This window comes from Mesorhizobium sp. WSM4311 (assembly GCF_002295115.1).
In the GTDB taxonomy this organism is placed as follows: Bacteria; Pseudomonadota; Alphaproteobacteria; order Rhizobiales; family Rhizobiaceae; genus Mesorhizobium.
In genome coordinates this window covers 63111-86287 of record NZ_NSFV01000002.1, presented here as the reverse complement: position 1 = coordinate 86287, position 23177 = coordinate 63111, and the positions used below count along the sequence as shown (strand labels likewise).

Sequence of the window (23177 nt, the reverse complement as noted above, 5' to 3'; positions counted from 1 at the left end):
CTCTCATCCCTTAGGATTACGCCGGCACCTAATTGATCCCGAAGCCCGTATCGACCGGTATCGAGATGCCGTTCACCATGGCGGCACGCTCGGAGAGCAGGAAGAGCACAACCTCCGCGACCTCCTCGGTCTCGATGAAGCGCCCCAACGGCATGCGCGCCGGTCCGGCCTTCTCGGGGTCGCTCTACGCCTCCCTCGCCAGCCCATGCCTTTCTCGAAATTCAGGACGTTGTTGGGGCAATGGTCGCTTTCTCGGGACGCCTGGCATCGGCTTTACCGTTAGCTCCCGCAACCGGCACCCCGTTTGCACCTGATTCACACGATGACGCCGATCCGATATGCCTTCAGGCGAGAATGTGCGAGCGGCAGAGCAGCTAAAGGCAGCCGGTGTCCTGGCCAAGGTGGAGCCTCGAGCCATCAGGTTTCAAACAGCGGTCTCGCCGAGGAGGCCAGGTTCATAAATGAGGCGCTGCCCTGACCGTCCCAGCCGTCCAATCCGGCGATGCCAGCCGAGGACTAAAAGTACGGTCATCGACACGATACTCTGGGGCCGTTTTCTATTTCTATTTCAAAACGTTAGATATCAAATAAGTACCGCGGCAACTGTAGTGCGAGTGACGGTACTTTCTTATGGGCGTGTCTCAGCGCGAAAAGTACCGTCAATAGTACCGTCGGATTCCAACCGCAGCGCTGACTGACAACACAGCCATGGTTGGCACAGAGGCATAAAAATCAGTGACTTAAGAGAGCGATGGCTTCAGTTGATGATGCAGGACCGATAGTCAACAAGACCGCAGATAACACTATCCTTTTTCACGCCGTTTCGCCGAATTTCGCAGGTCTTTTCCTATTCCCACTCGATCGTGCCAGGCGGCTTCGACGTCACGTCGTAGACAACGCGGTTGATGCCGCGGACCTCGTTGATGATGCGCGTGGCGGCGGCGCCCAGGAAGGCCATGTCGTAGTGGTAGAAATCCGCCGTCATTCCGTCGACCGAGGTGACGGCGCGCAGCGCGCAGACAAACTCGTAGGTGCGGCCATCGCCCATCACACCGACGGTCTGCACCGGCAAGAGCACGGCGAAGGCTTGCCAGATGGCGTCGTAGAGCCCGGCCTTTCGGATCTCGTCGAGATAGATGGCGTCGGCCTCGCGCAGGATTTCCAGTTTCTCGCGGGTGATGCCGCCCGGGCAGCGGATGGCAAGGCCAGGACCGGGGAACGGGTGGCGGCCGATGAAGCTTTCGGGCAGGCCGAGCTCCTTGCCCAGCGCCCGCACCTCGTCCTTGAACAGTTCGCGCAGCGGCTCGACCAGTTGCATGTTCATGCGCTCGGGCAGGCCGCCGACATTGTGGTGCGACTTGATGGTCACCGACGGGCCGCCGGTGAAGGAGACGCTTTCGATGACGTCGGGATAAAGTGTGCCCTGTGCCAGGAAGTCGGCGCCGCCGAGCTTTTTGGCCTCTTCCTCGAACACCTCGATGAACAGCCGGCCGATGGTCTTGCGCTTCTTCTCGGGGTCAACCTCGCCTTCCAGCGCCGAGATGAATTTTTCCGAGGCATCGACCAGGATCAGCGGCAGATTGTAATGCTGACGGAACATCGCCACCACGCCCGCCGCCTCATCCTTGCGCATCAGGCCATGGTCGACGAGGATGCAGGTGAGCTGGTCGCCGACCGCCTCGTGGATCAGCAGCGCCGCGACGGAGGAATCCACACCGCCCGACAGCGCGCAGATGACCTTGCCCTTGCCGACCTGCTTGCGGATCGCCTCGACCGCGTGTTCGCGGTAGGCGCGCATCGTCCAGTCGCCCTCGATGCCGGCGATGTTGTGGACGAAATTCCGGAGCAGCCTGGCGCCATCGGGCGTGTGCACCACCTCGGGGTGGAACATGATGCCGTACATCTTGCGCTCGACATTGCCGAAAATGGCGAAAGGCGAGCTTTCCGACTTGCCGAACACCTGAAAACCCGGCGGCAAGGCGATGACGCGGTCGCCATGGCTCATCCACACCTGGTGGCGCTGGCCGGTCGCCCACAGCCCCTCGAACAGCGGGCTGTCCTTCTCGATCTCGACGAAAGCGCGTCCGAACTCGCGATGGTTGGAGCTTTCGGCGACACCGCCCATCTGCACGCACATGGCCATCTGGCCGTAGCAGATGCCAAGCACCGGCACCCCGGCATCGAAGACGATCTGCGGCGCGCGCGGGCTGCCGATATCCGACGTCGAAGCCGGGCCGCCCGACAGGATAACGGCTTTGGGATTGATGCGCTTGAACGCGGCTTCGGCCGATTGGAACGGCACGATCTCGGAAAACACGCCGGCCTCACGGATGCGGCGGGCGATGAGCTGCGTAAACTGGCTGCCGAAATCGACAATCAGGACGGTGTCGGGATGATTGGCTGTTTTCATGGCGAGCGTTTAGAGAAAGAAATGAGTCGACGCAATGGGTTGCGAGGCCGCGCCGGTCAGTTCGATTCCACGATTTGATCTTCCGCGCCGGCCTTGTCATCTCTTGCCGCGGGCTGTCCGGCCGCAAGCGCCCGCAAAGCGCCCATCAGCGCCGTGAACCGCTCTGCGCCAAGGCGACCGATATAGCGCCGTTCAATCTCGATCTTGACGCGATCGCCGTCGCGCAAGGCATCCAGCCCCTTGCGCGTATAGCGCACCAGCTTGCCGCGGCCATCTTGCGGATCGGGCAAGCGCTCGACGATGCCGTCGGCCTCGAGCCCGTCGAGCAACTGCTGGATCGCCTGCTTGGAGATTGCCGAGCGTTCGATCAGCGCCGACTGGCGCATGCCACCCCTGGTGATGTGTCCAAGCAGTCCGGCGCGCGCTTCGGTGAACCAGCCGTGACCGGCGGCCCGCATCGCGGCGGCGAATTCGGTCTGCCAGGCCCGGCTTGCTTGCCACAGCCGCCAGCCGACATGGTCAGGCAGCGCATCGGTTTTTTCGTCAAGATGCTTGACCAATTTTCAATATCCCTTTAAGTAGTCAAGTACCTTGACTACAAGCCCACTCTATGTGGCGACGCCGGTCGAGGCAATCGTCGAATTCAACCAGGAGAAAATCATGACGGCACTGCAAAAGGAAAGTCTTGCGATCCTCATTCCTGGCACGACTCATGTGCTGGAGCGAAACGGCAAGGAAGCCTACGTCTACTTCGAGAACGACGGCGCCGCGCATATGCTGCTCGAAGACGGCGAGACGCGCAGCGGGCGCTGGCGGATGATGGATGGCGGCTACGCCAGTGAATGGGACAACGGCACGGCTGGACGCTGGACCCTCGACCATGAGCCGGGATCGCTTACCTACATCAACAACGACAGCGCCATCCGTTTCCGAATGATCGGTGTGCTGTTCGGCAACGCCAGGAACCTGCCGCGTCAGCCAGCCTGAAGCTCGACCGCGCCGGAGGCGATCGCTTGCCCCAGCAGTTCGACCGCCCCGGCCAGCTTCTCATCGATGACGTGCAGATAGTCCGTCCAGTTGTCGACATGTTTCAGTTCGGCCGCACCGTCGGAAATGCCACGCAGGCCGATCAGCGGGATGTCGAACAACTGGCAGGCGCGCAGGCAGGCGAAGGTCTCCATGTCGACCATGTCGGCCGCGATTGCATCATAGGCAGCGCCGGTGATGATGGCGCCGCCGGTCGACAGCGTGGCTTGCCTGATTTCAGGAATACGATACGGCAGCGGCACGGTGACCGGCAGATCGAGAAAAGGGGTCGCCCCCTTTTCGAAGCCCAAGGGCGAGGCGTCGATGTCGCGATAGCTGACGGAGACGGCCTGATAGATTTCCGCCTGCTCCAGCGTCCGGCTGCCGGCTGAGCCGAGCGAGACGACAAGGTCCGGCAACGCCTGCTGCGACTTCAGCCAGGACAGTTCCGCGCCCAGCGTGACAGCTGCCTCGACCGGACCGACGCCCGTCATCAGCGGTGTGAACAGTTTTTGCAGATGCGGGCCATATTCGGCCAGCGCCGCCATGACGAAGAGGACGTCCTTGCCGCCAATTCTCGTAACGTTGGCCATCACCCAGCAATCCCGTCACGCCCAACCACCGTCATCATCGTTCCGGTCATGGTGGCGATCAGCTTGGCCTCGCCGTCGGCGGCGAAGGCATAAGCCTGGCCGTCGGCGACGATGATGGTGCGGCCGGGTTTGGTTACCGAGCCGCGGAACAGGAAGCGTTCGCCCCTGCCCGGCGCCAGAAGATTGACCTTGAACTCTATGGTCAGCACGCCGGAGTTTTCCGGCATCAGCGAGAAGGCAGCATAGCCGCAGGCCGAGTCGAGTGCCGTCGAAATCACCCCGGCATGCAGGAAACCATGCTGCTGGGTGAGCGCCGCCGAATAAGGCATCTCGATCTCGATGATGCCTGGCGTCACCAGCGTCAGTTCGGCGCCGATCGTCGCCATCGCCTGCTGGCGCGCGAAGGACGCCCTGACGCGATCCTCATAGTCCGGGGCCGGTACGATCTTTGCTGCCATCGCAATTGCCTTCGTTTGTCTGGCAAAGCTTATTGCAGAGGGATGGGCAGCAGGCAATCTCAATTGCTGCACTGCAACAATTCGTCCCGTCGGCCGTCATGGGTTGAGTGGCCGGGGATCCGGCTGGCTCAGTTGGTCCGGCGCAGCGCGCAGAAATAAAACCCGTCCGTGCCGCTCAGCAACGGCGACAGTGAGATCTCGCCGGCGGAACCGATCCGCGCGGCCGCCTCGTGGCCGGGGAAATGGCTCTCCCAAAGTGCGCGGTGGTCAATCGGAACAAAACGGCTGTTGCGCTCGCGGAACGCGGCGATCTGCTCGCCATTCTCCTCGGAGAATACCGAGCAGGTGATGTAGACCAGCAGGCCGCCGGGTTTGACATAGGCTCGTGCGGCATCGAGGATTGCCGACTGCTCGCCCTTGCGGGCATCGAGCTGCCTTTGCGTCAGGCGCCATTTGGCATCGGGACGGCGCCGCCAGGTGCCGCTGCCGGTGCAAGGCGCGTCGACCAGCACGATGTCCATGTGGTTGGAGAGCGGAGCGAGTTCGGCCGGCTTGGTGACGACCTGCACGTTGCGGTTTTCCGAGCGGCGGATGCGGTCGAAGATTGGCGCAAGGCGCGCTTTTTCGGCATCATGGGCAAAGATCTGGCCGCGATTGTCCATCGCAGCCGACAGCGCCAATGTCTTGCCGCCGGCGCCGGCACAGAAGTCGAGCACCTGCATGCCGGCCTCGGCGCCGGCAAGTGTTGCCGCTATTTGCGAGCCCTCGTCCTGGACCTCGAACCAGCCTTTCTGGAAGGCGGGCTCGGCCTGCACGTTCGGGTGCCTGCCGTCGCCGTCGATGGGCGGAATGCGGATGCCGAGCGGTGCGATCCGCGCGGCCTGCGCCCCTGTATCGGCCAGTTCCTTGAGCACCCTGGCGCGATCGGCCTGCAGCGTGTTGACCCTTATGTCGAGCGGCGGGCGGGTCGCCAGCGCCGCGCCCTCCCCGACCCACGCCTCGCCAAAAGCCCGTTCGAAAAGCGGTTCACACCAATCTGGTATGTCGGCACGCACCGCGGGCGGCGCGTCGGCAAGCCGGCGACCGGCAATCGTCTGCAGCTCGGTGGCACTGAGCAGCGGCGGCGCGAACTTGTCGCCGTCGAGCGCGTCGTTGAGCGACTGCGCCGTCTGGCCCCATTCGAGAAGCAACGCGCCGAAGCCGACTGCGCGCGGCGTGTCTTCGCCGAGCAGCCAGCCGGCGGAACGTTTGTGGCGTAGCGCGTCGTAGACGATGTTGCCGATCGCCGCGCGATCACCGCCACCGGCGAAGCGGTGTGACAGGCCCCAATCCTTCAGCGCATCAGCCACCGGCCGGTGACGCCGGCCAATGTCCTCCAGCACTTCGATGGCCGCAGCCAGCCGTCCGCCCAGTCGCATTGATCATTCCATCAAATCGAGATTTATCGCCTGCTCTTAGAGCCTTTCGCGTTCGGATTGAACCCCGCTCCGCCACGCGACGAAGTGGCCGCCTGAAATCTGTCCGATCGATAAATATTGCGGGCCGGCAACAGCAGATCGATCAATAGATGCAAGGTCTCTAATGTTCGCAACTGGCGACTGCAAGCACGGCAGGTGGCGCAACTGCTCTGCTTTCCAAGTTTTTCCGTTGGGAATACTCTTCACACCATGATTCGCGGCGCGGAAAACGCGAACCGGCGGATCGCTACGAGGAGAGGGCAATGAAAACTTATCTGGCGGAAGTTCTAGGCACATTTCTGTTGGTGTTCATCGGCACGGCGTCGGTGGTGACGGGCGGCTTCGGCGGCGCGCTGCCGCTCGGCCAGGAAGGCATCGGTCTGGCATTCGGCATCGGTCTCATCGCCGCGGCCTATGCGATCGGCCCGATTTCGGGCGCGCATCTCAATCCGGCGGTGACGCTCGGCGTCTTCCTCGCCGGCCGGCTGCCGGCCAAGGACGTCATCCCCTACTGGATCGCGCAGATCATCGGCGCCATCCTGGCTTCGCTGGCACTGTGGATCATCGTTTCCGGCCAGGCCGGCGGCCACACAGGCGGCTTCGGCGCCAATGGCTGGGACGAGACGAAATGGGGCATGAGCTCGGCGTTCCTGTGGGAGCTGATCGGCACCTTCACCTTCGTCACGGTGATCCTCGGCGTTACCGCTGAAAAGCACTCGACGGCTTTTGCCGGTCTGGTCATCGGCCTGACGCTGGCGGGCATTCACTTCGCCATGATCCCGGTCACCGGCACCTCGGTCAATCCGGCCCGCTCCATCGGCCCGGCGCTGTTCACCGGCGGTGCGGCGCTCAGCCAGCTCTGGCTGTTCATCGTCGCCCCGCTGATCGGCGGCGCCATCGCCGGTGTCGTCGCCAAGGCACGCATCTTCGAGAAGGATTGATCCCGAAAGCCGGATGCAAAAGGCGCGGGCCACGGCCCGCGCCTTTTTTGTTGGATAGAGCTTGTCTGGATCAGCCGGCGATGTCGAAGCGGTCGGCGTTCATCACCTTGGTCCAGGCCACGACGAAGTCCTTCGCGAACTTCGCCTTGGCGTCCGCCGTCGCATAGACTTCGGCGAGCGCGCGCAGCTGCGAGTGCGAGCCGAAGATCAGGTCGGCACGAGTGCCAGTCCACTTCACTTCACCGGTCTTGCGGTCGCGGCCTTCGAACACGTCCTTGGCGTCCGATGTCGCCTTCCACTCCGTGCCCATGTCGAGCAGGTTGACGAAGAAGTCGTTGCTCAGCGTTTCCGGCTGTTTGGTGAACACGCCGTGCTTCGACTGCCCGGCATTGGCGCCGAGAACACGCAGGCCGCCGACGAGGACCGTCATTTCTGGCGCGGTCAGCGTCAGCAGTTGCGCCCGGTCGACCAGCGCTTCCTCGACGGTCAGCCGCTGCTTGCCGCTTACATAGTTGCGGAAGCCGTCGACAATCGGCTCCAGCGGCGCAAAGGAGTGGATGTCGGTCTGCTCCTGCGAGGCGTCCATGCGGCCGGGCCAGAAGGGAACGTCGACGCTGTGGCCGGCGGCCTTCGCGGCCTTCTCGATCGCTGCGTTGCCGCCGAGAACGATCAGGTCGGCAAGCGAGACTTTCTTGCTGCCGGTCTGCGCGGCGTTGAAGTCCTTGGCGATCGTCTGGAGCTTGTCGAGCACCTTGGCGAGTTCGGCTGGCTGGTTGACGGCCCAGTCCTTCTGGGGGCTGAGGCGAATGCGCGCGCCATTGGCGCCGCCGCGCTTGTCGGAACCACGGAAGGTCGAGGCCGACGCCCACGCCGTCGAGACCAGCTGCGACACCGACAGGCCCGAAGCCAGGATCTTCGCCTTGAGCGCTTCGGCATCCTGCTCGTCGATCAGCACATGATCGACCGCCGGGATGATGTCCTGCCAGGGCAGCTCTTCCTTCGGAACCAACGGGCCGAGATAACGGGCGACCGGGCCCATATCGCGGTGGGTGAGCTTGTACCAGGCGCGGGCGAAGGCGTCGGCGAACTGATCCGGATTCTCGTGGAAGCGCTTCGAGATCGTTGCGTAGGAGGGATCGAAACGCAACGCGAGGTCGGTGGTCAGCATGGAGGGTGCGTGGCGCTTGGCCGAATTGTGCGCGTCCGGCACCGTGCCGGCGCCGGCACCGCCCTTCGGCGTCCACTGATGCGCGCCCGCCGGGCTTTTGGTCAGCTCCCAGTCGAAGCCGAACAGATTGTCGAAGAAGTTGCTGCTCCATTTGGTCGGCGTCGTCGTCCAGATGACTTCCAGACCACTGCCGATGGAGTCACCGCCCTTGCCGGTGCCGAATTTGCTCGCCCAGCCGAGGCCCTGCTGCTCGATATCAGCACCTTCCGGCTCGACACCCACCAGGCTCGCATCGCCCGCACCGTGGGTCTTGCCGAACGTATGGCCGCCGGCGATGAGGGCCACGGTTTCCTCATCGTTCATCGCCATGCGCGCAAAGGTGTCCCTGATGTCGCGTGCCGCGGCCAGCGGATCCGGATTGCCGTTCGGCCCTTCCGGATTCACGTAGATCAGCCCCATCTGCACGGCGCCGAGCGGGTTCTGCAGATCGCGGTCGCCGCTGTAGCGCTCGTCGGCCAGCCACTTGCCTTCGGGGCCCCAGTAGACGTCCTGCTCTGGCTCCCAGACATCGGCGCGGCCACCGGCGAAACCGAATGTCTTGAAACCCATCGATTCCAGCGCGACGTTGCCGGTGAGGATCAGCAGATCGGCCCAGGAAATCTTGCGGCCATATTTCTGCTTGATCGGCCACAAGAGCCGGCGGGCCTTGTCGAGGTTGACGTTGTCAGGCCAGCTGTTGAGCGGCGCGAAACGCTGCTGTCCGGCCCCGGCGCCGCCGCGGCCATCGGCGATGCGGTAGGTGCCGGCGCTGTGCCACGCCATGCGGATGAACAGCGGCCCATAGTGGCCGAAATCGGCCGGCCACCATTCCTGCGAATCCGTCATCAGTGCATGCAGATCCTTGATGACGGCGTCGAGGTCGAGGCTTTTGAATTCCTCGGCATAGTCGAACGCCTCACCCATCGGGTCGGACAGCGACGACTGCTGATGCAGGATCTGGACGTTCAGCTGGTTCGGCCACCAGTCACGGTTGGTCCTGCCAACGGCTCCGTGCGCAACCGGGCATTTGCCCGCGCTTTTGTCATCGGTGTTCGCGTCCATCTTCAGTCTCCGATTTTTGCCGAGTTTTGATCTTTGCCAGGATTTTGGGGGGCGGCTCGTCGGCCGCACCATCTTGGAATGATTCCAGACTAGGCCGCATTGGCGATAAAAACAAATTGCCTTTCCTGTTCCTTTCGATAGGATTTTCTTATGATCGGATTGACAGTTCGCCAGATGCATTATTTCGACGCGCTGGCGCAGACGCTACATTTCGGACGCGCGGCAAAACTGGCCGGCGTCAGCCAGCCGGCGCTGTCCTCGCAGATCGCGGAGATGGAACAGAGGCTGAACTGCCGGCTGTTCGAACGCGGCGGCAAGTCGGTGCGCATGACCGACGAAGCGATCGCGCTTTTGCCGCGCATCGAACGCATCCTGGCCGACATACGCGACGTCGAGACGACGGCAAGGCGCGGCCGCACCGCCATGGAGGGACGCTTCCGGCTGGGCATCATCCCGACGGTCGCGCCCTATCTCCTTCCGCGCGCTTTGCCCGAACTGAAAAAGCATTTTCCGGCCCTGCTGCTCGAATTGCGCGAGGCGGTCACCGCCACGCTGGTCGACGACATCGCATCGCGCAAGCTCGACGCCTTCATCGCGGCGCTTCCACTCGATCATCCGGGCCTGATCACCGAGGCGCTGTTTTCCGACCGGTTCTTCCTTGCCGTCCCGGCGGGCGACCCGGCCTTCGCCTCGCCGCCGGTTCCGCCCGAAAGCCCGGCGCTGGAAAGGCTGATGCTGCTGGAAGAGGGCCATTGCCTGCGCGAACAGGCGCTGGCGGTCTGCGGCAATGTGCGGCCGGTGGCGATGGCCAGCTACGGCGCCACCAGCCTGACCACGCTGTTGCAGATGGTGGCGCACGGGCTCGGCGTCACGCTGATCCCCGAAATGGCGACCGGCCCCGCCGGCACCATCCCTGACCTCAAGATCGTGCCGTTCCAGGAACCGATGCCGCAGCGCATGATCTGCCTCGCCTGGCGGCGCAACAATGCAAGGCATGGAGAATGCGTCGAACTGGCCAAGATCATCCGCAGCCTCGGCGCGGCGGTGTTGGCCGCGTGACAAATGATCAACCGGACGTCAGAGAACGCGGGACAGAAACTCGCGGGTGCGCGGCGATTTCGGGTCGGCGATCATCTCGCGCGGCGCACCGCGTTCGACGATCACACCGCCATCCATGAAGACGAGCTGATCACCGATCTCGCGGGCAAAGCCGATCTCGTGAGTGACGACGACCATCGTCATGCCGCTCTCGGCCAGATCGCGCATCACCTGCAGCACCTCGCCGACCAGTTCCGGGTCGAGTGCCGATGTCGGCTCGTCGAACAGCAGCACCTTCGGCTTCATCGCCATGGCGCGCGCGATCGCAACACGCTGCTGCTGGCCGCCGGACAGTTCGCGCGGATAGCGGTCGACCTTGTCGGCAAGGCCGACGCGCCTTAGCAGGACTTCCGCTTCGGCCTTGGCCTGGTCGACCGGGACGCGCCGCACCTGCGTCGGCGCTTCGATCAGGTTCTCCATCACCGTCATGTGCGAGAACAGATTGAACGACTGGAACAGCATGCCGATCTCAGCCCGGCGTTGGCACAGGAGATCGTCCTTGACCTCGTAGAGCCTGTCGCCCTGGAGGTCGTAGCCGACGAACTGGCTGTCCACCAACAGGATGCCGCCACTCAGTTTTTCCAGATGGTTGATGCAACGCAGGAACGTGCTCTTCCCGGATCCCGACGGGCCGATGATGCAGGCCACCGAGCCCTCGGGCACGTCGAAGTCGACACCCTTGAGGACCTCGAGCGAGCCATAGGTTTTGCGCACGCCGCGCGCGAACACCATGGAATCGGCCGGCACGCCGAAGCGGGCGCGATTATCGGACTTCACATCGCTCATCGGGCAATGCCGCGCAGGCTGATCACATTGCGCAAGGCGCGCATCGTCAGAGGTTCACGGCGCGTGTCGCTACGGCCGAAATGGCGCTCCAGGAAATGCTGCCCAACCGACAGGATGCTGACCACGGCGAGGTACCAGAAGGCGACCACGATCAAGAGCGGGATGGTCTCGAAGGTGCGGGCATAGATGCTTTGCGCGGTGTAGAACAGGTCGTCGACCGCAATGAAGGTCACCAGCGACGTCATCTTCAGGAGGTTGATCGCCTCGTTGCCGGTCGGCGGCAGCACGAAGCGCATGGCTTGCGGCAGGGTGATGCGCTTCAGGATCATGCGGTAGGGCATGCCGAGCGCACTCGCCGCTTCCGCCTGGCCCGACGGCACGGACTTTATGCCGGCGCGGATGATTTCGGCCATGTAGCCGGCCTCGCACAGCGAAAGCGCGACGACCGCGGAGAAGAACGGGGTCATGAAATCATTGGTGCGCACAGAAAACGGCGTGCCCAGAAAGGGCAGAGTGAGCGAGATTTCGCGCACCAGCAGCGACAGGTTGAACCAGAAGATCAGCTGGATCAGCGCCGGGACACCCCGGAAGAACCAGACATAGACCCCCGCGAAGGCGCGCAGCACCGGACTTGGCGACACCCGCATGATGGCGATGACGGTGCCGACCACGATCGCCAGCGCCATGATGATGACGGTGAGCACCAGCGTGTTGCCAAGGCCGCGCATGATCGAGGGATGGAACAGGTAGCCGGCGGCCGTGCCCCAGGCGAAGGCTGGGTTGCTGGCAAAAGCGCGGACGATCAGGAAGGCCAGCAGCAAGGCGAACGCGGTGCCGATCCAGATGCCGTAGCGGCGCTGCGGCACGACGGTCAATCGTGACACGGCGGCGGCAAGGCCGGGCTCGACGCCAATCTCGGTCGGGTGGGCCACGCCCATCAATGGTCTCCTGGTTGCTGGCCGGCGCCTGACTTAGGATCAGGCGCCGGGCAATTCCTATTCGGCGCGAAGCGCGTCCATGGTGCCGACGAAATAGGGTTCCTTGATCGCGTAGGCGCCCATGCCGTATCTGTTGAGGATAGCCTTGTAGGTGCCGTTCTTGAACAGTTCGGCAAGCGCGCCCACCATCATGTCGGCGGTCTCCTTGTCGTCCTTGGCAATCGCCATGCCGAGCGGCGCGACCTCGTAAAGCGTCGGCAGCACCAGCAGCTGGCCCTTGCTCGTCACCTCGAAATAGCTCGAAGCGGTGGCATCGTCCATGCGGGCGTCGACGCGATCCGACAGCACGGCCTGGACGATATCGGTCGAGGAGTTGAAGACCGACTTCGCGATGGCCGCCTGGCCCTTGTCGGTACACTCCTTGCTCAGCTTGTCGACAAGGAAGTCCGAGGCGCTGCCGGCCGAGACGCCGACGCGCTTGCCGCAGAGCGGGGTGTCGCCGCTGAAGCTCGCCTTCTTGTCGGGCGATGTCGAGACCGCGAGCCCGGCCTTGAGGAACATGACGAAATCGACCTGCTTCAGCCGCTCGGGCGTCGCCGAGAACGTCTCCCAGGCGATCTTGAAGCGGCCGGCCGCAAGGCCAGGGATCATCGAGGGAAAGGGCGTGCGCTGCACGTCGAGCTTGGCGTCGACGAGCTTGGCCACCTCGCCGGCCAGTTCGATGATGATGCCGGTCTGCTTGCCGTCGGCATCGAGATATTCGAACGGCGCATAGTCCAGCGTGTTGGCGACGGCGAGCGTTCCGCTCTGCTTGACGTCGGTGGATTTCGCAACCTCGGCGGCCTGGGAAACCTCGCCCCAGGCCATGGTGGATATCGCCAGCGCAAGGCCGGTCATTCGCAGATATGCATTCATTGCTGTTCCCCTTTCTTTTGCTTGTTTGCCGTTATGCGCCGGCGGCTTCCGCCGCCTTCTTCTTGCGATAGTGGTAGTTCTTGTCGATGCGCTCCATCAGATAGTCGCCGTAGAGCACCGGCCCGTATTTCGGCTGCGTACCGGCCGGCACGCAGACCGACAGCGCCTCGATCGTCTCGTCCATGGACGGATCGAAGAAAAAGGGCTGCGAATAGCGCTCGCGCCCCGACCGGTTGATGACCCGGTGCGGCGTCGAGACGAACTGGTCGTTCGACCAGCGCGCCAGTATGTCGCCGACATTCATCACGAAGGAATCTGGAACGGGAGGTGCCGGAACCCAGTCGCCGGCCTTGTTCTTGACCTCGAGGCCCCCGACATTGTCCTGCGCCAGCAAGGTGATGAAGCCGTAGTCGGTGTGCGGCGCCGAGCCGAAGAGGCCTTCTTCGTGGGGCTGCGTCGGATAGTGCAGCAGCCGCAGGAAGGTCGTCGGCTGCTCGAAATAGCGGTCGAGGCTGTCGGAGGGCAGTCCGAGCGAGAGCGCGATGGCGCGAACCATCTTGCGCGCGAGCGTCCCCATCTCGTCGACATAACGCTCTATCGTCTCCCTGAAACCGGCAAGTGCCGTTTCGTCGGGCCATTGGTTGGGGCCCTGGAGCGGCTTTTCGGCCAAGGCCCTTGGATCGTCGGCGCCGACCTCGTGCATGAAGAAGATCGATTCGCTCTGGTTGGGCTTGCTGACGGTTGCCACCGACGAGGTCACGATGGTCGAGCCGGCAAAGGGCAGATAGCCGCGGAAATTCCTGTCGATTTTCAGCTTCGCCTTTTCCTCTTCGGGCAAGGCAAAGAAGCTTTTGCTGGCTTCGCGCACGGCTTCGACATCGGCGCGCGGAATGGGATGCCCGGTGACATAGAGGAAGCCGATCGTCTCGAGATAGCGGCGCAGCGTCGCCGCCGTTGCCCGGATGGCGCCCTCATCGTCGCCATAGAGCGCCGAGACGTCGAGGATCGGAATTTCGGAAAAATCGCCGCGCTCTTGTGCATCCATTTTCGAACACCCTGTCTTGAACATAAGATACAGTACTGTATTTCTACACATCCGAACGGCCTCATCAATAGGCTTTCGATCGCAAAAGGAAGAGCGCTCAAACATGGCACCACGCAAGATCATCATCGACACCGATCCGGGCCAGGACGACGCCTTCGCCATCCTCTTCGCGCTGGGGTCGCCGGCCGAACTCGACGTGGTCGGCATCACCACGGTCGGCGGCAACGTGCCGCTTGCCCTGACGTCGAAGAATGCGCTCAAGGTGGTGGAGCTTGCCGGGCGGGCCGATGTGCCGGTGCATGCCGGATGCCCGGCGCCGATGGTGCGCAAGCTGATCACTGCCGAATATGTTCACGGCGAAACCGGCCTCGACGGCGCCGATCTTCCCGAACCGGTGACGCCTCTGCAGAGCGAACACGCGGTGAATTATCTCGTGCGCACCATCATGGACGCGCCGGAGGGTGAGTTGACCGTCTGCACGCTGGGGCCAATGACCAATCTCGCAATGGCCATGACCATGGAGCCGAGGATCGTGCCCCGGCTGCGCGAAGTCGTGCTGATGGGCGGCGGCTTCTTCCAGGGCGGCAACGCCACGCCGGCGGCGGAATTCAACATCTTCGTCGATCCGCATGCCGCGCATAAGGTATTCGACAGCGGCGTGCCGGTGACCATGGCTGGCATAGACTGCACCTACACCGCGCTGATGACGCCGGAATGGCTCGACCGACTGCGGGCAACCGGCAGCCGCGCGGCGGTCGAGGCCGCCAATCTGGCCGACTTCTACCGCCAGTACGGCACGCACAAATTCGAAACGCCGGCGCGCCCCATCCATGATGCCTGCGTCACCGGCTATCTGCTGGCGCCGCAAATCTATGAGCAGCGCCAATGCGCGGTGACGGTCGACATCGTCTCGCCGGAGACGATCGGCATGACCGTGGTCGACTGGTGGCATGTCACCGGCCGGCGCAAGAACTGCAATGTCCTGCGACGCATCGACCCGGCGCCGTTCTTCGAGTTGATGCTGGAGCGGATCAGCGCATTGCCCTGAGTTGCGCCGTCCGCGATAGATGGACACTTGATGAGTCGCGAAGCGCATCGAAGCCGACGAATGGTTTGCAGGCGTCGCGCATGGCGATGAAGGTCTTGATCAGATGAAAGCCGAAAGCGCCCCGGCCAGAAGCAAGAGACCGTCCAAAGCCGCCCCGCCTGCGAAAGCGGCGCGGCAGACGCTCAGCCGCGAGGCCTGGATCACGGCCGCGCGCAAGGTGTTGGAGAAGCGCGGCATCGGCGAGGTTAAGATCGATCGCCTGGCGCGCCAGTTCAAGGTGACGCGCGGCAGTTTCTACTTCCACTTCGCCAGCCTTGCCGATCTTCGCGACGGCCTGCTGCAGGAATGGCGAAACACCAATTGCGCGCCGTTCCGGGCCATGCGCGACAGGCACGACATAGACGGCCTGCAGTTCTTCACCGACATCGTGCATGTCTGGGTCGATGAAGCGCCGTTCAGCCCGCTGCTTGACCTGGCGGTCCGCGACTGGTCGCGAACGTCGAAGAAGCTGGCGCGGGAGGTCAAGGACATGGACGATCTGCGCATCGCGCTGTTGATCCGCTCCTTCCGCGCCATGGGCTATCCCGAGGACGAAAGCCTGGTGCGGGCGCGCATCACCTACTTCCACCAGATCGGCCAGTACGCGCTGTCCTTCAAGGAGGATCCGGCAGTGCGCAGGAGCTACCAGCCGCTGTTCGGAGAGGTCTTGCTCGGACCGCTGGTGCAGGAGCCAGGCTCGGCGCCGCGGCCGTCGGTGATCCAGAGCGGACGGCGCTAAAGGGCGTGCCAGCGATAATGGGCTGCGGCGCGTCCAGCGGACCTCCGAATATCTACGAAGCAGCCGCCTCGTTGGTAATGGCGCGAGTCGCGTTCTGATGGGGACGTAGCAGAAAATAGAACGCGGCGACGTGCGTGATCATCAGCAGCGGCACGTAGATGACCGGGATCACATAGGTCGCACCCAGCAATCCCGCATGGGCAGGAAGATCGGCCTGGATGGCTTGATAATAATCGACGATGAGGTCGATGGTCCCGACGCCATTGAAGGCAACGACGAATAGCCAGAAAAGCGGGCGTATCCTTACGGCAAACAATGCCAGCATGGCCAACACCCCGGTTGCGAAGTCGCCATAGGCGGCAACGGTGGCGAAGCTGGCGGGCAGGTCGGGGCTGACGACGCCCGGAAGGATGAAGACGAGCCCGAAGAAACGGAAACTGTGCAGGGTGGCAATGGCGCGTTGCGCCGCGACCCCGTCCATCGAGCTCAGCCAGGGCCAGATGTAGGCACCGAAGCACAGCAGCCATGCGACATAGCCGAGAACGAGCTGGATCTGGAAAAGGATTTCCGTCGACATTGTGGTCTCCCGTCAGCTGTTGGCCGGCGCGGCCTCGAACACCGCGGTCAGGATGCCGAGCCGGCCTTGCATGAGATTTCGTCCCAAATTGGCTGCAAGCTCGGCGAAGTCCGGCCCCATCACCACGCCGAGATTTGGCGAAGGCGGCGGACCCGACGCCCGCATCTGTGCGAACCAGGCCTTGGCGGCCTCGGTGTCGTCTTGCCATGCCAGCATACGGAAGCCGGCCGGCTCGATCGCCTCACGCGTCGCATCGATTGTCATGAGGAAACTCGTCGCCGGTGTTCGCGCCCAGGGAAGCGGATAGTGCGGCTGGCCGCCGCCCAACACGACGTCGAAGGTGGCAAACCTGCCGGCTGATTTCAGCACGCGGCGAATCTCGCGATAGAGCCGCCCCCGGTCGAAGATGTTCATCGCCACATGCTGCAGCAGCACGATGTCGAAACGGCCATCATCGAACGGAAGCTCCAGGGCGTTGGCGGTCTGGAACGACAGACGCTCGCCCTGCCCGGTGCGCTCGGTCAGGTAGCGCGCGGCATCCACGAAAGGCTCGCTGAGGTCAACGCCGATAACCTGGCAGCCATAAGTCGCAGCCAGGAAGCGCGCCGGCCCGCCGACGCCCGCGCCAACGTCCAGAACCGACATGTCAGCGGTGATGTCAGCCAATTGGGCAAGCTCGGCGGTGGCCGCAAGCCCACGGGTGTGAAACTGGTCGAGGGTGCCCAGTTGCTGCGGCGTGAGAAGCTGATGCTCCGGGCCGAACTCAGCCAGTACCGTCCTCAACCGTTCAGTCAGGCCGGTCGCGCGATAATGGTCGCGCACTCCATCAAGTTCATCGGTCATGGCAAGATGCTCCTGTCTCAAGCTCTTACCTAAACCCGCTTCCATCGTTCGACTATCCGGTGTAATCACAATGACCCATGAAGCATAACTACACAATCCGACACGGGGCGCTGGAGGGCGTCGAGGTGTTCCTGGCTGTCGCCAGACACCGCAACTTCCGCCGCGCCGCCGCCGATCTCGGCGTGACGCCGTCGGCCGTAAGCCAGGCGGTGCGCGCGCTGGAAGCCCGCATCGGCGCGGCGCTGTTTGTCCGCACGACACGCAGTGTCGGCCTGACCGAGGCCGGTCAGCGCTTCCTCGACCGTGCCGGCCCCGGCTTCGAGGAGATCGTCGCCGCGGGCGAGGCCGCGCGTGACGTCGGCCAGCGGCCGACCGGCCTGCTGCGCCTGTCGGTGCCGCGCGCCGTCGTGCCGTTGATCCTGGAGCCGGTGATCGCGTCGTTCTGCCAGGCCTATCCCGAAGTCGAACTGGAGATCGCCGCGAGCGACGAGATGGTCGATCTGGCGACAGGCGGGTTCGATGCCGGCATCCGCCTCGGGCAGTTCATTGCCACCGACATGGTGGCGGTGCGGCTGACGCCGTCCTTCTCGTTCGTGGTCGTGGGCAGTCCCGACTATCTCGATCGCCATGGCCGCCCTGAGCGTATCGACGATTTGCGCCGGCATGCCTGCCTGCGCCTGCGTCGTTCCAACGGCGCCATCGCGCCGTGGACGTTCGCCGACGGCAACGAAGCGATCGAGGCGATGGTCTCAGGTCCGCTGATCGCCCACGACTATCCGACATTGCTCGGGGCCGCCATGCGAGGGATCGGTCTGGCGCAGACGCCGCGACCGGTCGCCGAAGGTCCGATTGCCCAGGGAAAACTCGAGCCCGTGCTGGACACCGTCGCGGCGATGACGCCTGGCGTCTTCCTCTATCACCCCGGCAAGCGCCAGATCCTGCCGAAGCTGCGCGCCTTCATCGATCACCTCAAATCCGCGATCTGAGGCAATCAAGAGTGCCGCCCTCTTGGCGTCATCGGCAATTTGGTGTTGAAGCGGATGACTGCTCTCTCGATAACCCGGTCGGCAACGGTTTCCTGATCAGCGAATGCCTCATCCCGTTCACCTGCACAAAATATTTCATGGTACAAATATCAAAAATACATAAGTAAAAAATACTACAAGATGGACCATTCCGGTCAAGAACGTCGTTCTTTCAGTGCTGAAACTTACATTGCATATGAAAAGCGCCAAGACCAAAAGGACCGCATCAGCAGCCGGCAGCCCCAGGGTCAGTCCTCTCCCCGTCAGCAGGCTGGCGGCTGCGACTCCCGGTATGGTCAGGCCGATCGTGGCGCAAGCCGAACCCATCGCGACATTCAAACCGCGCTGCAGCTCGTTGTTGAGTGAAGCGCGCACCGCCGAAATGGCCTCCGGCATCAGCACCAGCCCCGCGATCATTGCCCCCACAATGCTGTCAGCCTGACTCACCTGATAGGCAACGAGCGTATCTTCGACGCTTGCCGCGACCTGCTCGGCGAGCATGACAATTCCGATCAGCCCGGCCATCAGCACCAGAGCGCTGGCAGAGATGTTCTCGTGAGGGGCAGCGCGCACCGAAACGTCGTGTGGTTGTCCCTGGATAAAGTCTTCCCGGTGCCGGACGGTCTGCGCGAACACGAAGCTTGCATAGAGCAGCACTGAAAGGACGCTGACGAAACCAAGTTGGGCTGCCGAAAACGTGCCGGGATCCGTGGCCCGGGTGTAGGTCGGCAGAATAAGCGTCATGACGGTCAGCGCGATCAGAACCGCCAGATAGGCACTGGTCCCTTGCCGCAAAATGGCCTGCTTGCGATGACGCCAGCCGCCAAGCGCGAGACACATGCCGACAACGCCGGTGGATGTGATCATCACCGTCGAGAAGACGGACTCCCGTGCCAGCGTCGGGTTGTTCTCACCATGCAGCATCATGGAAACGATGATCGATACTTCGATTGCCGTGACGGCAAAGGTCAGCACCAGCGTGCCGTACGGTTCCCCTACCCGCCGAGCCACCGCCTCGGCGTGGTCGAGCACCACGAAAATGGTGACGAACATGATCGCACTCGACAGCGCACCGACAAGGATCCTGGCGTTCAGCGAACCTTGGTCCACCGATAGCCCGCTCGCTCTGACCGCGACAGCCATCCCCAAGGCGGCCAGCGGCATCGCATAGGAAGTCATCGATCGTCCGAAACCGCTCATCCAAGCCCCTGCGTGCTTCTGCGAACCGTGGCTGCATTCGCGCACCGACAGATCGAAGCATTCACCCGTTCACGCCGTCTTCTGCGCCACCAGCCCCAGTTCCTCGACCATCGCCTGACGCATCAGGAACTTCTGCGGCTTGCCGGTCACCGTCATTGGCAATTCGGTGCGGAAGCGGATGTGGCGCGGGATCTTGTAGTGCGCGATCTGGCCGGCACAGAAGGTTTTGATCTCCTGCTCGGTGGCGATCTGGCCGGGCTTGAGCACGATCCATGCGCACAGCTCTTCGCCATATTTCTGGTCGGGAATGCCGAAGACCTGCACCTCCCTGACCATGGGATGGCGGTAGAGGAATTCCTCGACCTCTCTGGGATAGACGTTCTCGCCGCCGCGGATGACCATGTCCTTGACCCGGCCGACAATATTGCAATAGCCCTCCGCGTCGATGGTGGCGAGGTCGCCGGTGTGCATCCAGCCATCGGCGTCGATCGCCTCGTGGGTCTTTTCGGCGTCGTCCCAATAGCCCTTCATCACGGAATAGCCACGTGTGCAGAGCTCGCCCGGCGCGCCGACCGCGACGGTGGCGCCGTCGGCGTCGATGGCCTTGACCTCGACATGAGGGTGGATGCGCCCGACGGTGGAAACGCGCTTTTCCAGAGGGTCGTCGACGCCGCTCTGGAACGAGACCGGGCTGGTCTCGGTCATGCCGTAGGCGATGGTCACCTCGGACATATGCATCAGCGACACCACCTTCTTCATCACCTCGATCGGGCATGGCGAACCGGCCATGATGCCTGTGCGCAGGCTGGAGAGATCGAAGGTCGCGAAATCCGCATGGTCGAGCATGCCGACGAACATGGTCGGCACGCCATAGAGGCCGGTGCAGCGTTCCTGCGCCACCGCCTTCAGCGTGGCGCCCGGGTCGAAGCCCTCGCCCGGAAACACCATGGTCGCGCCCTTGGTGACGCAGCCCATCGTGCCCATCGACATGCCGAAGCAATGATAGAGCGGCACCGGGATGCAGAGCCGGTCGTCGACGGTGAGCTTGATCGCGGCGGTGACGAAATTGCCGTTGTTGACAATGTTGTGGTGCGTCAGCGTCGCGCCCTTGGGCGCGCCCGTCGTGCCCGAGGTGAACTGGATATTGATGGCGTCGTTCGGCTTCAGCCCCTCGGAAATGCGGTCGAGGCTGTCATGCTCGTCGCGGCCGGCCATGGCCAGCACGTCGGCGAAATTGAACATGCCCGGCGAATTGTCCTCGCCCATGCGGATGACGATCTTCAGATCAGGCAATTTTTGCGCCTTCAGCTTGCCCGGCGTGGCCTTCGCGATCTCCGGCGCCAGCGTCTCGATCATGCCGAGATAGTCCGAGGTCTTGAAACTGGCGGCCGTGACCAAAGCCTTGCAGCCGACCTTGTTCAGCGCATATTCCAGCTCGGTCAGCCGGTAGGCCGGGTTGATGTTGACCAGGACCAGGCCGATGCGGGCCGTGGCGAACTGCGTCACCAGCCATTCCCAGCGGTTGGGCGACCAGATGCCGACGCGTTCGCCCTTTTCGAGACCCAGTGCCAGGAAGCCGGCAGCCAGCGCATCCACCGTGTCGGATAGTTCGCTCCAGGTGAAGCGCTTGTCTTGGCCGACGAAGACGGCGGCATCTTGCGTGGCGTATTTGCTGGCCGTGTCGGAGAAAAGGGCGGGAATGGTCTTATCGAGCAGCGGCACCTTGCGCTCGCCCGAGACGTGCGCCCTGCCGTCGATGGGTGCGATAAAGACGCTGCCGGCGCGCCCAGCGCGGCCGCGCAGATTGGTGGCGTTCTTCAGCTCGTCGAGATTGACCGGCATCGCTGTTTCCTCCCCAGGCCGCGCCGAGTCTATCAGCCCGGCGTGGCAGTGGAAATCCTGTCGATGGTCGAGGAGTTCCGGTCCCTCGGAGCGGTGGTTTGGCTATCCGACCGCCACCGCCATCTTCGCCGCGATGTCGCGCAAGGTGGCTTCATCGCCTGCGGTACGCGCCTTTTTCGACGCGACCAGACAGGCCTGCGACTTCAACACCACGCCGTCGCCCAGCACCTTGAGATGGTTGGCGCGCAGCGTCGAGCCGGTGGTGGTGATGTCGACGATGACATCGGCCAGTCCAGCCGCCGGCGCGCCTTCGGTGGCACCGAGGCTTTCGACGATGCGATAGACCTGGATGCCGTGTTTCTGCGAAAAGAACTGCTGCGTCAGCCGCCAGTATTTGGTGGCGATGCGCAGCCGCCGGCCGTGGCGCTGGCGGAAATCGGCGGCAACGTCGTCGAGATCGGCCATGGTGTCGACATCGAGCCAGATTTCGGGCACCGCCACCACGACATCGGCATGGCCGAAGCCGAGGCGGGCGACGATTTCGGCGCGGGCTTCCCAATCGGCGAGGTTTTCCCGCACCAGATCTTCGCCCGTAATGCCGAGATCGACCGCGCCCTGGCCGATCTCGCCTGCAATCTCGGAAGCCGACAGGAAGGCGACCTCGACATTGTCCAGGCCCTCGACACGGGCATGATATTTGCGCTCGTCGCCGGGCAGGCTGATGGCGAGGCCGGCCTTGGCCAGCACCTCCAGCGCCTGTTCCTTGAGCCGGCCTTTCGAAGGGATCGCCAGAGTGATCATGGTGTCGTCTCCCGCAACGCCTCAATGCGGTCGAGCCAGACGGAAAAGCCGACGCCGGGGATGGCCGTCTTGGCGCCAAGCAGGGTCAGCAACCGGTCGTAGCGGCCGCCACCGGCCAGGGGACGCTCGCCGCCTTGCGCCGCGATTTCGAAGACCACACCGGTGTAGTAATCGAGCGGACGGCCGAAGGCGGCATCGTAGCGGATTTTTGCCGCCGGCAAGCCATGCGCCTCGATCGCCTTGGCACGGGCAGCGAATTTCTCCAGCGCGGCGCCAAGCGACAGCCCGGCGCCGGCGGCAAAGCTTTCCAGCGCCTGCGCCGCGCCATCGAGCGGCACGTCGATCGCCAGAAAGTTCTTCAGCGCCGCGAAGGCCTCGTTCGACAGCCGCACGCTGCGCAATTCGGCCTTCTCGATCAGCCGCCGCGCAATATCGGAGGGCGCGCGGCCGGCCGATGCCGACAGGCCGGCCTCTTCCATGCCGTCGGCGATGTGCGCCGAAAGACCTTCAAGATCCCCGTCAAGGACAAGGGCAGCGACGTCGCCGGAAAGCTGGCCGTTGCGCGGCGGGTTGGCAAGGTCGGCCAATGCCGCCTGCAGCATCGGCGCCGAGCCGAAGGCACGGGCCAGCCGCATGCGCCAGCCGCGCGGCAGCCCGAGCGCCGCCAGCACCGCTTCGAAGATGCCCTGATCGCCCAGCGTGACCTCAAGCGACCGGCCAGGCAGCACCAGCGAAAGCAGCGCATGCGCGTCGGCCACCGAACGGGCATCGGCTTCCGCCGTATCACGGTCGCCGAGATCCTCGATGCCGGCCTGGAAGAACTCGTTGCCGCCTTCGCGGCGCTGGCGAAAGACTTCGCCGAGATAGGAATAGCGGCGCGGCGTGCCGGCCTGCGAGCCTATATGGTCAAGGCAGACCGGAATGGTGAATTCCGGCCGCAGGCACAGTGTCTGCCCGGTCTCGCTCTCGGTAAGGAAGATGCGGCGGCGCAGATCCTCGCCGGCCATGTCGAGGAACGGGTCCGCCGGCTGCAATATGGCGACCTCTACCGCATGCGTGTTGCGGGTGGCGAAGAGACTGGTGATGTCGGCTGCGATGGCGGGGAAGCGGGAGGTCAATTTGGCCTC

The 23177-nt window shown here is 63.6% G+C and carries 22 protein-coding genes and 1 pseudogene; 6 read left to right on the top strand and 17 right to left on the bottom strand.

The window, feature by feature from the left end; genetic code table 11:
* Positions 1 to 28 precede the first annotated feature (28 nt).
* The 3 genes and pseudogenes from CK226_RS04220 to CK226_RS04210 all read right to left on the bottom strand — a co-directional run.
* Positions 29 to 202 (bottom strand): annotated as a pseudogene (locus tag CK226_RS04220) (SDR family oxidoreductase); the annotation flags it as partial.
* 645 nt (positions 203 to 847) lie between these two features.
* On the bottom strand, positions 848 to 2410 hold the full coding sequence (gene guaA, locus CK226_RS04215) for a glutamine-hydrolyzing GMP synthase (RefSeq protein ID WP_010914447.1): 1563 nt from the start codon (positions 2408 to 2410) through the stop codon (positions 848 to 850).
* A 56-nt stretch (positions 2411 to 2466) separates the two neighbouring features.
* Positions 2467 to 2970 (bottom strand): MarR family transcriptional regulator, encoded by a 504-nt coding sequence (locus CK226_RS04210; protein WP_095791131.1) that lies wholly within the window; start codon positions 2968 to 2970, stop codon positions 2467 to 2469.
* A 31-nt stretch (positions 2971 to 3001) separates the two neighbouring features.
* Here CK226_RS04210 and CK226_RS04205 point away from each other — a divergent pair, with 31 nt between their 5' ends.
* Complete coding sequence (locus tag CK226_RS04205; RefSeq protein ID WP_245437653.1) at positions 3002 to 3397, top strand: hypothetical protein; 396 nt, start codon at positions 3002 to 3004, stop codon at positions 3395 to 3397.
* Here the strand turns inward: CK226_RS04205 and CK226_RS04200 are convergent.
* From CK226_RS04200 to CK226_RS04190, 3 genes are all read right to left on the bottom strand, one after another.
* Positions 3385 to 4029 (bottom strand): 5'-methylthioadenosine/S-adenosylhomocysteine nucleosidase, encoded by a 645-nt coding sequence (locus CK226_RS04200; protein ID WP_095791130.1) that lies wholly within the window; start codon positions 4027 to 4029, stop codon positions 3385 to 3387. The two genes, CK226_RS04205 and CK226_RS04200, sit on opposite strands and share 13 nt — an antisense overlap.
* Positions 4029 to 4487 carry a PaaI family thioesterase gene (locus CK226_RS04195; RefSeq protein ID WP_023686843.1) on the bottom strand — a complete coding sequence of 153 codons (459 nt, stop codon included), beginning with the start codon at positions 4485 to 4487 and terminating at the stop codon, positions 4029 to 4031. The genes CK226_RS04200 and CK226_RS04195 overlap by 1 nt, the downstream gene beginning before the upstream one ends.
* Before the next feature lie 128 nt (positions 4488 to 4615).
* Positions 4616 to 5905 carry an RsmB/NOP family class I SAM-dependent RNA methyltransferase gene (locus CK226_RS04190; RefSeq protein WP_095786828.1) on the bottom strand — a complete coding sequence of 430 codons (1290 nt, stop codon included), beginning with the start codon at positions 5903 to 5905 and terminating at the stop codon, positions 4616 to 4618.
* A gap of 302 nt (positions 5906 to 6207) precedes the next feature.
* On the opposite strand from CK226_RS04190, the gene CK226_RS04185 reads away from it, so the two are divergent.
* Positions 6208 to 6885: an MIP family channel protein gene (locus CK226_RS04185; protein ID WP_010914441.1), complete on the top strand. Its 678-nt coding sequence runs from the start codon at positions 6208 to 6210 to the stop codon at positions 6883 to 6885.
* A 70-nt stretch (positions 6886 to 6955) separates the two neighbouring features.
* Here the strand turns inward: CK226_RS04185 and katG are convergent, their stop codons facing one another.
* Positions 6956 to 9154: a catalase/peroxidase HPI gene (katG, locus tag CK226_RS04180; protein ID WP_095791129.1), complete on the bottom strand. Its 2199-nt coding sequence runs from the start codon at positions 9152 to 9154 to the stop codon at positions 6956 to 6958.
* 150 nt (positions 9155 to 9304) lie between these two features.
* On the opposite strand from katG, the gene CK226_RS04175 reads away from it, so the two are divergent.
* Positions 9305 to 10213 (top strand): hydrogen peroxide-inducible genes activator, encoded by a 909-nt coding sequence (locus CK226_RS04175; RefSeq protein ID WP_019860002.1) that lies wholly within the window; start codon positions 9305 to 9307, stop codon positions 10211 to 10213.
* Between the two features lie 18 nt (positions 10214 to 10231).
* Here CK226_RS04175 and CK226_RS04170 read toward each other — a convergent pair whose 3' ends face one another.
* Genes CK226_RS04170 through CK226_RS04155 form a run of 4 tightly spaced genes read right to left on the bottom strand, consistent with a single transcriptional unit; the run spans position 10232 to position 13936 of the window.
* On the bottom strand, positions 10232 to 11038 hold the full coding sequence (locus tag CK226_RS04170; protein WP_095771325.1) for an amino acid ABC transporter ATP-binding protein: 807 nt from the start codon (positions 11036 to 11038) through the stop codon (positions 10232 to 10234).
* Positions 11035 to 11976, bottom strand: coding sequence for an amino acid ABC transporter permease (locus tag CK226_RS04165; protein WP_095791128.1), 942 nt, complete (start codon positions 11974 to 11976; stop codon positions 11035 to 11037). Before CK226_RS04165 ends, CK226_RS04170 begins: the two co-directional genes overlap by 4 nt.
* Before the next feature lie 57 nt (positions 11977 to 12033).
* Positions 12034 to 12891, bottom strand: a complete 858-nt coding sequence (locus tag CK226_RS04160; protein ID WP_095791127.1) for an ABC transporter substrate-binding protein — start codon at positions 12889 to 12891, stop codon at positions 12034 to 12036.
* Between the two features lie 31 nt (positions 12892 to 12922).
* The gene (locus tag CK226_RS04155; protein ID WP_095771328.1) at positions 12923 to 13936 is read right to left on the bottom strand and encodes a 2OG-Fe(II) oxygenase family protein; all 1014 of its coding nucleotides are present in this window, start codon (positions 13934 to 13936) and stop codon (positions 12923 to 12925) included.
* A gap of 103 nt (positions 13937 to 14039) precedes the next feature.
* Here CK226_RS04155 and CK226_RS04150 point away from each other — a divergent pair, with 103 nt between their 5' ends.
* Together CK226_RS04150 and CK226_RS04145 are read left to right on the top strand one after the other, a co-directional pair.
* Positions 14040 to 14984 (top strand): nucleoside hydrolase, encoded by a 945-nt coding sequence (locus CK226_RS04150; RefSeq protein WP_095771329.1) that lies wholly within the window; start codon positions 14040 to 14042, stop codon positions 14982 to 14984.
* Between the two features lie 103 nt (positions 14985 to 15087).
* Entirely contained in the window at positions 15088 to 15762 is a 675-nt protein-coding gene (locus CK226_RS04145) for a TetR/AcrR family transcriptional regulator (protein WP_095791126.1), read from the top strand.
* Between the two features lie 52 nt (positions 15763 to 15814).
* On the opposite strand, the gene CK226_RS04140 is transcribed toward CK226_RS04145, so the two are convergent.
* Together CK226_RS04140 and CK226_RS04135 are read right to left on the bottom strand one after the other, a co-directional pair.
* Positions 15815 to 16339, bottom strand: a complete 525-nt coding sequence (locus CK226_RS04140) for a hypothetical protein (RefSeq protein ID WP_095791125.1) — start codon at positions 16337 to 16339, stop codon at positions 15815 to 15817.
* Between the two features lie 12 nt (positions 16340 to 16351).
* Positions 16352 to 17182, bottom strand: coding sequence for a class I SAM-dependent methyltransferase (locus CK226_RS04135; RefSeq protein ID WP_095791124.1), 831 nt, complete (start codon positions 17180 to 17182; stop codon positions 16352 to 16354).
* A 77-nt stretch (positions 17183 to 17259) separates the two neighbouring features.
* On the opposite strand from CK226_RS04135, the gene CK226_RS04130 reads away from it, so the two are divergent.
* Complete coding sequence (locus tag CK226_RS04130; protein WP_095791123.1) at positions 17260 to 18168, top strand: LysR family transcriptional regulator; 909 nt, start codon at positions 17260 to 17262, stop codon at positions 18166 to 18168.
* A gap of 135 nt (positions 18169 to 18303) precedes the next feature.
* On the opposite strand, the gene CK226_RS04125 is transcribed toward CK226_RS04130, so the two are convergent.
* From CK226_RS04125 to CK226_RS04110, 4 genes are all read right to left on the bottom strand, one after another.
* Positions 18304 to 19407, bottom strand: coding sequence for a calcium:proton antiporter (locus CK226_RS04125; protein WP_095791122.1), 1104 nt, complete (start codon positions 19405 to 19407; stop codon positions 18304 to 18306).
* A 69-nt stretch (positions 19408 to 19476) separates the two neighbouring features.
* Positions 19477 to 21249: an AMP-binding protein gene (locus CK226_RS04120; protein ID WP_095791121.1), complete on the bottom strand. Its 1773-nt coding sequence runs from the start codon at positions 21247 to 21249 to the stop codon at positions 19477 to 19479.
* 102 nt (positions 21250 to 21351) lie between these two features.
* Complete coding sequence (hisG, locus tag CK226_RS04115) at positions 21352 to 22050, bottom strand: ATP phosphoribosyltransferase (protein WP_095786840.1); 699 nt, start codon at positions 22048 to 22050, stop codon at positions 21352 to 21354.
* Positions 22047 to 23168, bottom strand: coding sequence for an ATP phosphoribosyltransferase regulatory subunit (locus CK226_RS04110; protein WP_095771337.1), 1122 nt, complete (start codon positions 23166 to 23168; stop codon positions 22047 to 22049). The genes hisG and CK226_RS04110 overlap by 4 nt, the downstream gene beginning before the upstream one ends.
* Positions 23169 to 23177 lie beyond the last annotated feature (9 nt).

Bases quoted from the DNA above. Each gene is read 5' to 3' on its own strand.
- CK226_RS04195 (WP_023686843.1), bottom strand. From the start codon at position 4,487: ATGGCAGCAAAGATCGTACCGGCCCCGGACTATGAGGATCGCGTCAGG.
- guaA (WP_010914447.1), bottom strand. From the start codon at position 2,410: ATGAAAACAGCCAATCATCCCGACACCGTCCTGATTGTCGATTTCGGC.
- CK226_RS04165 (WP_095791128.1), bottom strand. From the start codon at position 11,976: ATGGGCGTGGCCCACCCGACCGAGATTGGCGTCGAGCCCGGCCTTGCC.
- CK226_RS04200 (WP_095791130.1), bottom strand. From the start codon at position 4,029: ATGGCCAACGTTACGAGAATTGGCGGCAAGGACGTCCTCTTCGTCATG.
- CK226_RS04160 (WP_095791127.1), bottom strand. From the start codon at position 12,891: ATGAATGCATATCTGCGAATGACCGGCCTTGCGCTGGCGATATCCACC.
- CK226_RS04130 (WP_095791123.1), top strand. From the start codon at position 17,260: ATGAAGCATAACTACACAATCCGACACGGGGCGCTGGAGGGCGTCGAG.
- CK226_RS04170 (WP_095771325.1), bottom strand. From the start codon at position 11,038: ATGAGCGATGTGAAGTCCGATAATCGCGCCCGCTTCGGCGTGCCGGCC.
- hisG (WP_095786840.1), bottom strand. From the start codon at position 22,050: ATGATCACTCTGGCGATCCCTTCGAAAGGCCGGCTCAAGGAACAGGCG.
- CK226_RS04145 (WP_095791126.1), top strand. From the start codon at position 15,088: ATGAAAGCCGAAAGCGCCCCGGCCAGAAGCAAGAGACCGTCCAAAGCC.
- CK226_RS04120 (WP_095791121.1), bottom strand. From the start codon at position 21,249: ATGCCGGTCAATCTCGACGAGCTGAAGAACGCCACCAATCTGCGCGGC.
- CK226_RS04135 (WP_095791124.1), bottom strand. From the start codon at position 17,182: ATGACCGATGAACTTGATGGAGTGCGCGACCATTATCGCGCGACCGGC.
- CK226_RS04155 (WP_095771328.1), bottom strand. From the start codon at position 13,936: ATGGATGCACAAGAGCGCGGCGATTTTTCCGAAATTCCGATCCTCGAC.
- CK226_RS04140 (WP_095791125.1), bottom strand. From the start codon at position 16,339: ATGTCGACGGAAATCCTTTTCCAGATCCAGCTCGTTCTCGGCTATGTC.
- CK226_RS04150 (WP_095771329.1), top strand. From the start codon at position 14,040: ATGGCACCACGCAAGATCATCATCGACACCGATCCGGGCCAGGACGAC.
- katG (WP_095791129.1), bottom strand. From the start codon at position 9,154: ATGGACGCGAACACCGATGACAAAAGCGCGGGCAAATGCCCGGTTGCG.
- CK226_RS04175 (WP_019860002.1), top strand. From the start codon at position 9,305: ATGATCGGATTGACAGTTCGCCAGATGCATTATTTCGACGCGCTGGCG.
- CK226_RS04125 (WP_095791122.1), bottom strand. From the start codon at position 19,407: ATGAGCGGTTTCGGACGATCGATGACTTCCTATGCGATGCCGCTGGCC.
- CK226_RS04185 (WP_010914441.1), top strand. From the start codon at position 6,208: ATGAAAACTTATCTGGCGGAAGTTCTAGGCACATTTCTGTTGGTGTTC.
- CK226_RS04190 (WP_095786828.1), bottom strand. From the start codon at position 5,905: ATGCGACTGGGCGGACGGCTGGCTGCGGCCATCGAAGTGCTGGAGGAC.